This window comes from Acidobacteriota bacterium (assembly GCA_003225175.1).
Lineage (GTDB): Bacteria > Acidobacteriota > Terriglobia > Terriglobales > Acidobacteriaceae > Gp1-AA112.
This window is the reverse complement of record QIBA01000128.1, coordinates 1-13,708: the sequence shown is the minus strand read 5'-3', so window position 1 is coordinate 13,708 and position 13,708 is coordinate 1. Positions and strand designations below refer to the sequence as shown.

Genomic DNA, 13,708 nt, shown 5'->3' with positions numbered 1-13,708 from the left:
AGGACGACCGCTCCGAACGCCACAAACCAGGATCCTCCAGTAAACGTTCTTCGTCAGTTGCGAAGGCAATAAGACGATGACGCAAGACGACCTGCTAAACGGACGACTCATCTGCGAAATTGGCATTGCGCCAGTCCGGCCAGCCGGGTTCGCGATCCTCCGAATTTTCCAAATACCTCTAATCGCTGGTTGCTGAGTGCCGATTGCTTGTCTAGCGATGGAGGCATCACTTGGGAATGCGAGGAACTCAGAGCAATTCTGCAGTAAGAAACCGACGGCCTGATCTGCCCATTTTCAAATCGGCACAGATTGTAGCGGAAAAATAGGGCTGGTCAGGAGCCTGTCGGAGATAGATTTTCTGGAACGAAGAATCAACAACTTGCGAGGAGTGCTCTGTCTGTAAGTTGTTGATTCCTGGTTCGGGAATCGTTTACTCCGACAGGCTCTCAGGCTGTCCCTCTTTCCCCGAGAACTTATGGCGGCTCGGGATTTCTGGCAACTGCTGCCAGGGCAAACACGAAATACCATATTCAATGCTGGTATCGAATATGGTATCATCGGGCATCATGGATACTGCGCGGAAGATCACTGTGGAGGTACCGGTGGCGCTTCTTGAAAAAGCGCAGCAAGCCAGCGGTGCAGGGGTTACTCAGACCGTTCGTACTGGGCTACAACTGGTTGCGGCCTCGAGAACTTACGCGCGCCTGCGCAAGCTGCGAGGCAAGGTTCGCTTCTCGCGAAGGTTGACGGAGCTGAAGGCCGACCGGTGATCGCAGCCGACACAAGCACCTGGATCGCGTTTTTTGACGGGAGCCGTGGCGAGGACGCACAACTGCTCGACCGTGCCCTGGAAGATCGCCAAGTGGTGATGGTGCCGGTTGTGCTCACCGAGCTCTTAAGCGACCCAAAGCTTCCTTCCGATGTAGCCGAAACAATTTCAGAAGTACCTCTCATCGAGCTCGCGCCTGGTTACTGGCAAAGGGCAGGAGCGTTGCGAGCTAAAGTGCTGGCAAAACGCCGTAAGGCCCGTCTCGGCGATGCGCTGATTGCGCAGAGCTGTATCGACCAGCGCATCCCTCTCATTACGCGCGATCGCGACTTCAACGCCTTCGCCGCCGCTGCAAATCTGGATCTTGCGCTCGGGGCAGGGACACACCGACCCTAAGCCTCGAGACTGTCCGGAACATTATCTTTCGGGCAAGCGTCGGGCACCCGGCTACCGCACGCCATGACGCGCACTGTCGAGACGTCTTCCGGCCCAAAAGAGGTCACGATGACGGATGGCTACCGCATCCTGATTGCCTATCAGAATGAGCCATTCGTGAACCTCAAGGCGGAACAATTCGACAAAACACGCTATTCCACCGACAAGCAGTCGCTGATCGACTCACTCGAGTCGTCCGCGAAGGACAGTCCTAATATGGAATCGGAGAAACCAACGAAATCCAAAATGGGCCGTTTTGAAAGCTATGCAATCAATCGAACCAAGCTGGAAGGTGGCGTGCTCAGTACCTATCTCTGGTTTGATGACTCAGACGCCCAAGTGCTGACCGCGTACATCCTGAACGATGAGCCGGCCGCACGCAAATTCAAAACCATCGATGAGTATCGCAACCTCCGCGATCGCCTCCTCCAGAAACTCAGCGGCTGCGACGTTCATTAGCGTGGCTGCCGGCCAGGGCTCAATGCCAGCATGGATAGCGCAGCCTGCGAAAACCGGCGCAGAGTGCGGCGCCCGGCAGTCGTGAGTAACCCACGCTCTTGCTCTTACTTCCTTCTTGAATTACGTTTCGACTCGTGTCCCAAATACGGAAACAACATCAGAGGCTGGAGTCCTCGACGTCATTCTCACTCACCCTCCGAAAAGCGCGAGGATAGGGCACCCACTCTTTCGGTTCGTCAGCACACCAAACCTCAAGACTATTGAATCAAGGATGGGGTACCCCGGCGAACACCACCTCGGGAAAGGCTGAGCCACCCGCTTAGGGTCCATGGCGTGGGCTGTCAGACAAAACAAAACGCAGAACCGAAGTACCACACATGCACGTAATCCCACCCTCGCCAAAACCACGCGAGGGGCATTGTCTGGAAGTCTGATGCAAAAACCGAAACGGGAAAAGACTGGCCACCCGCCAGGATGTTATCAGGCTTGGCGGCCTCGAAAACGGTGACTTCTTAAGAAGAGTGCTCCATCCTTTAAGAGGAGGTTAGCCGGCTTGGAGGATCGGCGTAGCCGCCAGCGCGAGATTGGCCGATCGGATCTTGGTGCCAATCCAAACGATGTAGAGCCCAAGGCCGACGAAGAGCAGCCCGATTAGGAAGAAGAGGATCAGGGGCACTCCGAATACCGCAAGAAGGCCGCCCAGGACGAAACACAGCATACTCGAGCCCTCGTGTACTGATCCAGTAGTGTCGTTTCGTATCGCGTACGCCCGAAACGTTCCCTTGGAGTCCTGCCCAGCCGCCACTACCAAATCGCCATCACTAAGACTTGCGCCATCCCGGGACTTGAAGAGGACCGCTTGGTTAGCAATGCGGAAGGACCAGGCATTCGCGCTGGTTATCTGCCCGGTTCCTCGTGTGATTTGGCCGTGGGTTTCCGTTGTCTGTTGGACATGGGTCAACCGACCCTGAATGACTTTGCTTGCCATTGTTAGTCTCCTATTCAGCTATAGCGAATATTTCTGCACTCGGTGATGGACAACTGGACCGAGCGGCTGGTTCGTGAGCTTTCGGAACCGAATATTTACTTAGAGCACATGGTTCCCTACATAGCCAAGCGGCGTCTGTGAGGGCATCATGCGTATGACTTCTGCCATGAAGGGACCAGCATTGTAGCAATGTGTGTTCCCGTTACACGAGTACACCCGTAAGGACGCGGCGACCGGGGACACGGAAGCGTCTCCTGAAACATCGGGGTGCACGGTTGCTGCCTTCCGGGATCCGGTGCTGTTGCCTAGGTCGGTGAAATCAACGCTGTACTCCCGAATGGTGCGGACTTGCTGGTTGGGCGACACCTCCAACTGTGCGATGGATAGATCGAAGTTGAATGTCATGCCAATCGGATCGTTGAGAGCATTGGCCCCGTGAGGCCGTGCCAATATGAAACTCGCGTTGCTGGAAGCGCCAGAGGTCAAGACGAACTGCGGGTCGGCCTTAACCCGGTTAACCGTCCCGATTCCCTTGGCGCCGTTTCCAACATATGCTTCGTAGTTTTGATCGTAGCGTTTGCCGTTGTCATCGGTGATCACTCCCGACCCGGCGACGTAGGCAAGAATGAGCGGCTGGTTCGTGAGATTTCGGAACCGAACATTTACTTGGAGCACGTGGAACCCACCAAGCGTTTGCGAGGGCGTCATGCCTATAACTTCTGCCATGAAGGGACCAGCGCTGTAGCAACGTGCTTTCCCGCTACACGCGTCTACCTGCGACGACGCGGCGACCGGGGACACGGGAGCATCTCCGGAAATGCCCGGCTGCGCTGTTGCCGCCGTGCGGAATGAGGACCCCGATAGCGCACCATCGGAAGCAGGTGGCGACGCGAATGCCGCCGTCGTAGGACGTGCCGCAGAAGCGCCCGAGATCAGGCTGACACTCACGCGAGGCGGTTGCTTGCTCATCATGCGAATCACCGGGAACAAGATGCTCGTCAGCGCAAACAGGCTCACGCCAACTCCCAGGGCTATTTTCTTTCTACGACCCTGAAGGAAATCAGTTTGCGCTCGAAACCGATCGACTCTTGCAGGCAGCACCGGAATCTCTTGTTCGTTTTTCTCCACTTTCTCTACCGCCGGAACAGTCGGCTCGGGACGAGTGGCAGTAGGAAGAGGTGGTGGAGTGGCCGGGGGGACAGGACTGTCGATGGCTCCTTTCCCCCAGGTGTGCTGAGCTTCAATCAAGCTCAGCTCCTGGATCAACGCATTGGCGTCGGCGGGGCGCTGGTCCCGTTGCTTTGCCAGCATACGCAACACCAGAGCATCCACATCGGCGTTCCCCTGCAGCGCAGGATTGAAGACGCTGGGAGGTGGCGGCACCTGGTCCAGGTGCGCGCGCAACCAGCCCTCGGCGGAGTGCGCATCAAAGGGCGAGTGGGCTGCCAGCATCTCGTAAAGTGTCATGCCCAGAGCGTAGATGTCGGCGCGGCCGTCGAGCTCGCTGGCCGCCATCCCCTGCCACTGCTCGGGTGGAGCGTAGGCCGGGGTCAGCAGTGGGCACGAACTGACAATGGCCGAGCCTTCGCGCATGGCCACGATGCCGAAGTCGAGCACCTTGGGGATGTCGCGGCCACTGGCATCACGCGCCAGCAGGATGTTGTCAGGCTTGATGTCACGGTGGACCATCCCCAGCGCGTGCGCCGCGCCGAGCGCCTCTGCGACGCAGCGGGTAATCCAGAGTGCACGGGCAAGCGACAAGGGTGCGCGCGCGGCGGAGATCAATTGCCGCAGGCTCACGCCTTCCACGAATTCCATGGCAATGAACAGGTTGCCATCATCGGCCTGGTCGAGGTCGTCCACGTGGACGGCGTTGGGGTGGCGCAGGCGGCGAGCTACCTGCGCTTCATTGCGGAAACGTGCGATGAACTTGAGATCCCGCGCATATTGCGGATCCATCACTTTGAGCGCGCGGATTTCCTCCAGGCCGATGTGCATTGCCTTGTAGACGGCACCCATCGCGCCGCGTCCGATCTTAGCGATGACACGGTACTTGTTGGCAACCACTTGCCCCGGTATCCACTCCGTGCTGGTCATCAGCCGCGCGTTGTCGGTCGAACACGTAGTCTGCTCGTCCGTGTACTCAGTGCAGCAGATCGGGCATCGCTTCATAGACACCGCAAGTTAGCCATCGAATTTTGCTCATACGCCCAGTGACGCTGTTTGGGTGATAGTGGATGGGTGATTTATGGCGCGGACCATAATGATCCACAAGACTGCATACCTGCTCGTTTGCAACGCTACTTAATGCTGAGGATTTGCTCTGACGGAGTACTGCGCGTGGCCGAGGATGAGCAAGTGCAACACCTGCGATCAGCAGCGATGCGCGACGCATACTTGTCTCCTATTGCCAGTTGAGTATTCGATTTGATTCTTTTGTGCCCGGGAGCCGGGATTGCGCCTCAGAGGGTGTGCGCTGCTTTCTGGAATGTGCTCTTCGGAGAGGTAGGGCGCATTCTCCGCCTCTATTATGACCCTGTCAACAATAAAAGGTAACTACACGTCAGAACTGACCTGACGAGAGATTGAAACTTTCCAACGCGGAATCTGGCAATCGAGGTTGCTGGCATCTTCTGTGTTTCGAAAGACCAAACGACAACAGCCTGAGTCTAATGGCCGCATTGGAGAAGCGCACCCTGCGAAAACCGAGGCTGTTACGAAACTCAATAATTTTGTTACCTATGGTGGTCGCAGTCCAGGCGAAGCGCAATATGTTGTGGTTTCAAAAGAGGAATTTCGAGTTTTGTAACAGCCTCAAACCGCGCAGAGTGGGGCACCCCCATCTACCAGTCCCATAACAGGAATCAAAGAAACGAAATAAGGGTGTGCCACCCGGCGAGTGCTGCTGTTTGGTCATCAGGTCCGAAGTGCTGAGCCGGATGCCGATCCAAATTCCCCCGCCAACTCATGGATTGTCGGAGTAAGCCCAACGTCGCTTCAGTTAGTCCTCAAAAAGTATCCCAGGGCTCAGTCTGCTCCCTTCCTTCCGTATAGACCATCCCACCAAGGAATGCTTCTTCATTGGCTTTGAACGTTAAGACCGCAGCTTGCCCCAGAATAGCTCGATTAGACAGCAATTGTGTCGTAAACGTACGAGCCTCGGCTGATTCGTATTGAAGCTCGTCCCGAGCCGAAATCGCAATGCCATGTTGGGCGCACCAACGGACTGCCTGCTCTCGTGTAAACCTCTACATCCGTTGTTTCCTCGGTTCACTACAATACGCACCACTACATAAGGTACGGGGGACGAAAGGGTACAACTGCCGAGCCTCTTCTCCGTGCCTCCGTGTCTCCGTGGTGAAAAGGTCCTCACGCCCAGCAACTATCTTCCCAACATTGCCAATCGATCTTTCCGCAACCTCGCGACTACACCTGCATTGCGATCGGCAACTTCGCTGATGCGATACTCCACTGACGAGCCCATCACTACTGCTGCTTCTGACGGCGTGAGCTTGTACTCATCCATCAGCCAGCGTGTGAGGCGGCCGGTCGCTTCGCGAAAGGCGTCGTCGAGCGAACCGGCGAGTGCCATGGCTTCGAAGTATTGATCCGTCTCGACGAAGGGCGTGCTTAGCTTCTTGTCTTTGAGGACCTCGACAGTGAACTCCACGTCCATTGACGTCTCCAGCGCATTTCCGTTCAGCTCGCCATCGCCCTGCAGGGCGTGCCCGTCCCCAACATAAAGGAGAGCGCCGGCGATGTTGATCGGTAGATAGACAATGGCGCCTTCGCCGATCTCGTTGTAATCCATGTTGCCGCCGAAGCCGCCGGAGTCGCCGGTGGGCACGGGCTGGCCTGTTGTGCCGGGCGCGGTCGCTACGCAGCCCAGCATCGGTTTCACCGGAATGGCGAAGCGGCTCATGTGCTCGCCCGGCTTTTCAGGCATTGCCAATCCGCGCTCGCGGTCGAGCTTCCAGCGTACTTCGCCCGGCTCATACTTCATCTCGCGCCCGAGACTCGCGTCGGCGGCACGGGGAACCAGAAAATCATCGCTCCCCGCCCAATCGCGATTCAGACGCACGCGATTCAGTTTTACTTTGAGGATATCGCCGGGCAGAGCGCCGTCGATAAAGAACGGTCCCGTTTCGGGATTGCCTCCGAGCACGCGAGCTGCGCCCTTTTCGTCTTTGCCCGCTGCATCGACGGTCGTCGTATGAACGCTGTCGCCAGATTTGATGTGCAGCACCGGCTCGATGAACGGCGAGAATGCGCGGTGGAACTTCGTGGGGACAAACTCATGACGCTGCGGCGGTGCTGGCGTGATTGCAGGCACCCGCCGCGCCGCCCATTTCGCCGGAATTCGCAGTTCCGGTTTGGGACCAAAGACCTGCGCTGTACCCGACATCCCATCGGCGGTAATCGTGCCCTCGTACTCGCCATTTGTCTCTTTCTCCTGGCGTGTGACGAAGTGGACGCCGTTGCCAGCGATGGTGCCCTCGATCTCCGAACGCCCGCGGCCACGCATCGAGCCCGTCAGCTTGCCGCCCTCGGACTTGAGCGTGAGCACCTGCTGCAGGGGCGTCCCAAATATGTCAAGCGTGACCAGCCACTCGCCCACAGGCGAAGGATTGGATTGCGCAGCGCCGAGCTGCGCAGCCAGCAAAACCAAAACGGCACAGGTGAAGCGCACGATGGGAAGAGTCGACTTTGACATGCGCGTTGTTGAGGAGCTCTTGCGGGGAATATGTATCGGATCAAGTATGGCACAGCCGGGTGCTCCACCCTTTGGTTCTGGTTTTGTTGATGAACCCACAACCTGGGGTGGCCGATCCTTTCCATTTCGGTTGTTGCTTCGGACTTCCACGATCTGGGTGCCCCATTCTCGCGCGGTGTTTGCGCGAGGGTGGGAGTAGGAAGACATCAATAACTCGCGCAATTGACTCGCTGTTGTTGGATAGCCGTCCCACAAAGGGCTACTATCGTTAGCATAGATGACGCGGACTGTTAGACAAGACAGGAAGCAGAACCGAAGTATCACACACCTCCACGTAATCCCACCCTCGCGAACACCGCGCGAGAGTAGGGCACCCTTTGTCTGGCAGTCCAATGCAAGAACCGAAACGGGAAAGCTGGGGCTCCCCGGCGTTTCGTGTGAACAGCAAGTTAAAGGAATTGAGGAGGTATCTCGTGAAACGAAGTGCGGTTCTTGTACTCTTCTGCTTGTTCTTTGTAGTCCCCGCAGTAGTCCCCGGCCAAGCCCAAACTGCTGACCACTTTTTTAACTCCAATGGCGTGAAGATCAGATATCTCATGGCGGGCAAGGGAGAGCCGGTCCTCCTCATCCATCCTTTTGCAGCTAGTGCCGAAATATGGGAGCCGGTCACGAAAGACCTCGCGCAAAACTATCAGGTCATTGCGATGGACTGTCGAGGCCACGGCAAGAGCGAAAAGCCACACGATCCGAAGCAGTATGGGATCGAAATGGTGAACGATGTGGTCCGTCTCATGGATCATCTCGGGATAAAGAAGGTTGCCCTTATTGGCTATTCGATGGGCGGCTCAATCGCAATGAAAATGTTGACGGTTCATCCGGACCGGATTCGAATGGCCATCATCGGCGGCAGCCTCGGGTTCACGAAGTACGAATCCGAACACGAGGAAGTGCCGCTCCTGGGGCCGAGTCTTTTGAAGGGCATGCCACTCTCCGAGGCCATGATCGCTAGCGCGCCTCCGGATTGGCCGAAACCCGGGGCCCAGCAACGCGAAATGATGAAGAGAATGGACGCGGGTCAAGATTCGATTGCACTCGGCGCTGAGACAGTCAGCCACGAGGGTTTGTGGGTAGCCGACGAACAACTCAGAGCTATTTCAGTACCGACTCTCGTGATTTATGGGGGTAACGACCGTCCGGCGTTTTACGAGGAAGCGAAGAGTCGGTTTCCAAACTTACAGTTCAAGAAGATTGAAGGCGCCGGTCACGGGCCGGCAATGCAAAGCCCGGAGTTTCTGAAGGACATTCGGGAATTTCTCGACCAGCATGCAGCTGTTTCGGATCTGCTTCCCTCGGATTCGCCGGCGGCGCATCAATTTCCCATTTTCAAATCGGCACAGATTTTAACGCAAGAATAGGGCTGGTCAGGCTGTCCCTCTTTCCCCCCTCTTTCCCTCTCCCTCTTTCCCCAACCGAAAGGTGGGGCACTCGGCAATAGCTTCGGCCATCCAAACTGATGTTTTACCGGGCTTGGCTTCCTAATTCTTGTACGCCAGTGCGATGAACAAGATCTTGGAAGCGAGGGACGGAACGCAGAGGATCGAAACTAGGCCGCAGGAGGACCCCTGGGTTAAAGCGTTCCTCGTACCCTCGCTGAACCCAGGTCATCGCCTGTTCTCGATCACCCAGAGCGGTATAGATCATGGCAATCTCTGCAGCATTCGAGTAGGTTTGAGTCGCGCGTTTTTTGAGATCGTTGAGTAGCTGTATTGCCTCATTGCGTCGTCCGGACGCGGCGTAGGCACGGGCAAGATTGGCCAGGCATGTCGGGCTGCCTCCTGAAAGTTGGATCGCTCTTTGAAATTCTGCGATCGCCTCGCTGGGCATCCGTTTTTCCAAGTAGGCCTGCCCCAATTGATTGTGAGCGAGCGCAAAGTTCGGATCCATTGCAATCGTCTTGCGACTCTGTTCTATCGACTCGTCGTAAGAATGGGTAATGAGAAGGAGTTCTGCCAAATCAGCATTAATGATGAGCGATAGAGGATCTAAGCTTTCCGCTTTTCGCATTTCGGCGTCGGCTTCGTTATACCGTCCGAACAGAGCGAGGTGCCAGGCATACCAATGGTGGGCAGTCGCGTAATTGGGATTAAGCTTCATGCCCCGCTGAAACTCTATCTCTCCGGATCTTAAGTCCCAATCGAACCCGTCCAAACAAAATGCAAGCGAGATATGAGCTTCGCCGAGTGTATTGTCCAACTCCAAAGCTTTGATCGCAGCGGCCTTCGCTTTGGGTAATGCATCCTTGGAAGTCATTACTGCATACTGCCAGTCACCCAACAACGCGTACGTGTCTGCTAGTCCGCTATAGGCCTGTGCGTAGTTGGGATCTTTTGCGATCGCCTGATCAAAATAGTCTTTCGCCATCTTCAAACCGGCGGCCGTGCGTTTGTTCCAGAAATAGCGTCCTTTGAGATAGGATTCGTAAGCCTCCGGATCAACCACCTTCACATTTCTTAGCACGGCCTGTTCGTGCGGTGTCAGGTTAATGCGGACCTCGTCCGCAATAGCTCGCGCTACTTGGCCCTGGAGTGCTAACGTATCGCGCAAATCACCTTCATAACTCTTGGCCCACAAATGCTTATCTGCAGGCGCCTGGATCAGCTGCGCGGTGATGCGGACCTGGTTTCCAGAACGCAGGACGGTTCCTTCCACCACGGCGTCCACTTTCAGTTCACGCGCGATCTCAGGTAAGGGCTTACGTGCGCCTTTATAGGTCATCACCGAGGTTCGGGAAATCACGCGCAATGCGCTGATTTGACCAAGATCGGTGATTAGTTCGTCCGTCATACCATCAGCAAAATAATCCTGCGAGGGATCGGCAGAGAGGCTCTCTAGTGGAAGTACCGCCAAAGAATGAATCGACGACGGTCGACTTCGCGAGCGAAGCGTCCATAGCACCGACGCTGCCAAAGCTGCGACCACAACCAGAGCGAAGGCTTTCCAAACAAGAGACCGGGGCGACCGCCGGCGTACGGTGGCTGTCGTAGCCAATCCTGCGGAGTTTAGCTTTTGCGCGGGATCAGAATCTGTCTCCTCTAGAACGGCTACGTCCACAATGAATCGATAGCCACGACGGGCCACCGTCTCTACGAAACGCGGATTGTCGGCTGAGTCTCCAAGCGCATCGCGAATCTTGTTGACGGCTTTGTTGAGTCCGTGGTCGAAATCCACGAACGTATCGGCTGGCCAGAGTTTGTTGCGCAGTTCGTCACGACTCACGACTTCTCGCGGTTTGAGCACCAGCATCTCCAGAACCTGGAATGGCTGCTGCTGCAACCTGATTCTTAGGCCGCGCTTGCGAAGTTCCCCTGCTCGAAAATCGACTTCGAAGACGCCAAACCGAAGATGTCCGGAACCTTGACTGGGTGGTTCCATGGCGGGCGAGTGTATCACCGTATCGGCGTCGAGGAAATGGAGCAGGGGACAACCCCCGCAAACCCTCGTGTTTTGTGGGCGTTAGCTGGGGATCCCAGTTTCCTGGGAATAGGACCGGCAGACCATTGCCGTAGATCTGCAATCCGAGCAGAGTTGCGCCATCGTCTGCTGCTGGAATGCGATTCCGGCATTAAACGAGCCACTTTGAGATTCAAGGATGACGGAAAGTGCGTCGCAAGCAGACGGGGAGAGTACGCATGATATCGACAAACGGTAGCGGAAGATTTGAAGCCACGATGCTTCCGCATCTCAACGCAGCATACACGTTGGCGCGATGGCTGACCGGCAATGTGCAAGACGCTGAAGATGCGGTTCAGGACGCCTACCTTCGGGCTTTCCGGTTCTTTAACGGCTTCCGGGAAGGCAATAGCCGCGCATGGCTGCTCCAGATTGTGCGCAATACGTGCTATACGCGGCTGCGCGAAAAGCTTCCACAGGGGTCGTTCACGACGCTCCATGATGATGAAACAGAGATAGAGGTGCGCGCTTTGGGAACACCCGAAGTGCTCGCAATCCGGACCGCCGATGTCCAGCTTGTCAGAACGGCCATTCAGGAGCTGCCGATCAAATATCGTGAGGTTCTCATTATGCGTGAGATCGAGGGTATGTCTTATTCCGAAATGGCCAAGGTTTTGGACATACCCATGGGTAGTGTCGCGTCGACGCTGCTTCGCGCACGCGAACGGCTGAAGAAACAGTTGATCAAGAGTACGAGACGGCGGCCCTCGCAAGAACTTGTATCTTGCCGATGAGTTCAGCTGCTCGGGCATTTTGGTATCGCGTCACCACAATTGCATCGAAACGCTAACAGCAAGGAAGCAGAATTATGACGTTAGAAATTGTTTGGCGTAATCCAATTCCGACACACAGAACAAGAAACTCGATACAGCGAGTTGCACAAGAGGAGCGACTCGCAGTGTACGTGGTCTTAAATGCGGAAGGGACAGGGCAGTTTGAAGTACTTTTTGGCGGTGCCGCGTGAAAAGGGAGAGAACTGAAATCTGGCATAGTAAGTTCTCTGAGCTGCTCGCACTCGTTACTGCGTTGTTTCTTCTCACGACCATCTCGGTTGCACAGGAAGGATTAGCAATTCGCAGCAACGTGAACCAGAAATCGCCGAGTGCTGAAGCAGGCAAAGTCTATCTTTCCGCGTGCGCTGCGGTTCAACGGGAATTCGGAAGCAGCCATGATCTCAGGCCCCGGGTCACGCTGGTTCTGGGCGTCGAAAAACACGGGGAAGGTGTGGACGTCGATAGCCGAGAGATCAGGCTCGTCAAATGGAACCGCTACATGTTTGCGCAAGGGGTAGTGATATTGGCATTTGAGGAACTCATGCCGAAAACACAAGTGCTCCTTGTCGCAAAGCGCGCCGTAGCCTGGTCGGACGCGACTGTTGACGTTGGGCAGATTGCAAAGTAACCGTCGCCGCAACGATAGCTCCAGAACTAAATATTCGACGAGCACAGCGAAAGGAGAACTCTGCATTGAAAGCCCAGAGAAACAACGCGACAGCTGACTCTGCTGAAATGGAACTTGTCCGCGCCGCTAAGCGTGGAGACCTCGATGCATTTGATCAGTTGGTACAGCGAAACAGCGGCCCCATCCTACGGATCGCGCTCCACATCTCGCGCCGCCGCGAGGATGCTGAAGAGATCGCGCAGGAGACATTTCTCAAAGCGTTTAAGCACCTGAGTAGCTTTCAGGTGAGAGCGCGGTTTTCGACCTGGCTCACTCGAATCGCTGTAAACATGGCATTTGTGAAGGTGCGCGGATTCCGCCCCGAGCGGACAGTGTCGATTAGTGATGATGCGCGAGATGACGAACTCGGTTCACACCCGGTCGATTGGAGGCCGAACCCCGAGCAGCTCTATAGCCGGCTGGAATTACGAAATATTTTGAGAAAAGTTTTGGAATCGCTGCCGCTCGGCTACAGCACCGTATTTTGGTTGCGCATCGAAGGATTCTCAATCACAGAAACGGCAGAGATATTGGGAATCAGCGAACCTGCGGTCAAGACGCGGCTCTTGCGAGCACGCCTGCAACTGCGGGACGGCTTGAGCCGCTACTTTGGACAAGAGAAGACGCGACCCGACATGACCCTTGGTGCGGATATGTCATCCCTTAATGGGGAAGAAACGGGGACAGCCTGAGAGCCTGTCGGAGTAAACGATTCCCGAACCAGGAATCAACAACCTAAGGCCGAGAACAGTTTGCAAGTTGTTGATTCGTTGTTTCAGAGAATCTATCTCCGACAGGCTCCTGATCCGCCCCAGGTTCAAATCGGCAAAGATTCTAGCGGAAAAATAGGGCTGGTCAGGCTGTCCCTCTTTCCGTCCGCATCTACAGTCCCAAAACAGGAATCAGAAACGAAATAAGAAGAAGGGCGTGCCACCCGTCCATGTTACGATTTGAGGAATTCTCACAACGGGAACGTTGACCACTAGCATTTCTGGTGTATTCTTTCCCGGCTGACACGGTTTGCTTTAGCTTACTAGCATTCGCCTGAATGCTTGCGCATCATAAGAAGGGCTTTGTAAGCGCAGCAAGAGGAGGAATCGTGACAAATCAACCTCTGTTAAGAGTGAGTGCTTTCTCCACTTGCTTAATTGTAGCCCTATGCTCGGTAGCTGTGTTCTCTCAGGAATCTCCTCCCAAAACGTTGCGAGACCAAGTCCACGAGAAGGGATCGGCAACCGCAGGTACCTTCTCAGACAGAGTAGTATTCGGACCTTACAAGTTTGGCAACGTAGTTAAGGAGAGCAGAGTAATAGTCGAAGGCCAGGTTGTCGCGCGAGAAGCACACCTAAGTGGTGATGAGCAGTCGGTATACACAGACATTGGGTTCACTGTT

General features: G+C 55.6%; 13 protein-coding genes. 9 read left to right on the top strand and 4 right to left on the bottom strand.

Translation table 11 applies throughout. The features are described 5' to 3' along the window. The first annotated feature begins 533 nt into the window (after positions 1–533). The 3 genes from DMG62_23415 to DMG62_23405 all read left to right on the top strand — a co-directional run bounded on the left by DMG62_23415 (position 534) and on the right by DMG62_23405 (position 1,663). The gene (locus tag DMG62_23415; protein ID PYY20518.1) at positions 534–770 is read left to right on the top strand and encodes a hypothetical protein; all 237 of its coding nucleotides are present in this window, start codon (positions 534–536) and stop codon (positions 768–770) included. Further along, a complete protein-coding gene (locus DMG62_23410; protein PYY20517.1) occupies positions 767–1,165 on the top strand; it encodes a hypothetical protein in 399 nt (132 codons plus the stop codon). The genes DMG62_23415 and DMG62_23410 overlap by 4 nt, the downstream gene beginning before the upstream one ends. 108 nt (positions 1,166–1,273) lie before the next feature. After that, a complete protein-coding gene (locus DMG62_23405; protein ID PYY20516.1) occupies positions 1,274–1,663 on the top strand; it encodes a hypothetical protein in 390 nt (129 codons plus the stop codon). 544 nt (positions 1,664–2,207) lie between these two features. Here DMG62_23405 and DMG62_23400 read toward each other — a convergent pair. Both DMG62_23400 and DMG62_23395 read right to left on the bottom strand, forming a co-directional pair. Next, positions 2,208–2,651: a hypothetical protein gene (locus tag DMG62_23400; protein PYY20515.1), complete on the bottom strand. Its 444-nt coding sequence runs from the start codon at positions 2,649–2,651 to the stop codon at positions 2,208–2,210. Between the two features lie 99 nt (positions 2,652–2,750). Beyond that, complete coding sequence (locus DMG62_23395; GenBank protein PYY20514.1) at positions 2,751–4,823, bottom strand: hypothetical protein; 2,073 nt, start codon at positions 4,821–4,823, stop codon at positions 2,751–2,753. 448 nt (positions 4,824–5,271) lie between these two features. On the opposite strand from DMG62_23395, the gene DMG62_23390 reads away from it, so the two are divergent. Then, positions 5,272–5,460: a hypothetical protein gene (locus DMG62_23390; protein ID PYY20513.1), complete on the top strand. Its 189-nt coding sequence runs from the start codon at positions 5,272–5,274 to the stop codon at positions 5,458–5,460. Positions 5,461–6,033: 573 nt separating this feature from the next. Here the strand turns inward: DMG62_23390 and DMG62_23385 are convergent. After that, positions 6,034–7,572, bottom strand: coding sequence for an acetamidase (locus tag DMG62_23385; GenBank protein ID PYY20512.1), 1,539 nt, complete (start codon positions 7,570–7,572; stop codon positions 6,034–6,036). A 185-nt stretch (positions 7,573–7,757) separates the two neighbouring features. Between DMG62_23385 and DMG62_23380 the strand changes: the two genes are divergently transcribed. Beyond that, the gene (locus DMG62_23380; GenBank protein PYY20511.1) at positions 7,758–8,780 is read left to right on the top strand and encodes a hypothetical protein; all 1,023 of its coding nucleotides are present in this window, start codon (positions 7,758–7,760) and stop codon (positions 8,778–8,780) included. 103 nt (positions 8,781–8,883) lie between these two features. Here DMG62_23380 and DMG62_23375 read toward each other — a convergent pair whose 3' ends face one another. After that, entirely contained in the window at positions 8,884–10,797 is a 1,914-nt protein-coding gene (locus DMG62_23375; GenBank protein ID PYY20510.1) for a hypothetical protein, read from the bottom strand. A 257-nt stretch (positions 10,798–11,054) separates the two neighbouring features. Here DMG62_23375 and DMG62_23370 point away from each other — a divergent pair, with 257 nt between their 5' ends. The 4 genes from DMG62_23370 to DMG62_23355 form a co-directional block, all read left to right on the top strand. Next, entirely contained in the window at positions 11,055–11,609 is a 555-nt protein-coding gene (locus DMG62_23370) for an RNA polymerase subunit sigma (GenBank protein ID PYY20509.1), read from the top strand. 226 nt (positions 11,610–11,835) lie between these two features. Next, positions 11,836–12,276, top strand: coding sequence for a hypothetical protein (locus tag DMG62_23365; protein PYY20508.1), 441 nt, complete (start codon positions 11,836–11,838; stop codon positions 12,274–12,276). Positions 12,277–12,383: 107 nt separating this feature from the next. Continuing rightward, complete coding sequence (locus tag DMG62_23360; protein PYY20519.1) at positions 12,384–13,007, top strand: RNA polymerase subunit sigma-24; 624 nt, start codon at positions 12,384–12,386, stop codon at positions 13,005–13,007. A gap of 509 nt (positions 13,008–13,516) precedes the next feature. Then, positions 13,517–13,708 (top strand): hypothetical protein (locus DMG62_23355; GenBank protein PYY20507.1); only part of this gene is annotated, 192 nt, incomplete at its 3' end.

Excerpts from the sequence above, each read along its gene's own strand:
- DMG62_23415 (PYY20518.1), top strand. The coding sequence starts at position 534 with ATGCTGGTATCGAATATGGTATCATCGGGCATCATGGATACTGCGCGG.
- DMG62_23405 (PYY20516.1), top strand. The coding sequence starts at position 1,274 with ATGACGGATGGCTACCGCATCCTGATTGCCTATCAGAATGAGCCATTC.
- DMG62_23400 (PYY20515.1), bottom strand. The coding sequence starts at position 2,651 with ATGGCAAGCAAAGTCATTCAGGGTCGGTTGACCCATGTCCAACAGACA.
- DMG62_23395 (PYY20514.1), bottom strand. The coding sequence starts at position 4,823 with ATGAAGCGATGCCCGATCTGCTGCACTGAGTACACGGACGAGCAGACT.
- DMG62_23385 (PYY20512.1), bottom strand. The coding sequence starts at position 7,572 with ATGTCTTCCTACTCCCACCCTCGCGCAAACACCGCGCGAGAATGGGGC.
- DMG62_23380 (PYY20511.1), top strand. The coding sequence starts at position 7,758 with ATGCAAGAACCGAAACGGGAAAGCTGGGGCTCCCCGGCGTTTCGTGTG.
- DMG62_23375 (PYY20510.1), bottom strand. The coding sequence starts at position 10,797 with ATGGAACCACCCAGTCAAGGTTCCGGACATCTTCGGTTTGGCGTCTTC.
- DMG62_23370 (PYY20509.1), top strand. The coding sequence starts at position 11,055 with ATGATATCGACAAACGGTAGCGGAAGATTTGAAGCCACGATGCTTCCG.
- DMG62_23360 (PYY20519.1), top strand. The coding sequence starts at position 12,384 with ATGGAACTTGTCCGCGCCGCTAAGCGTGGAGACCTCGATGCATTTGAT.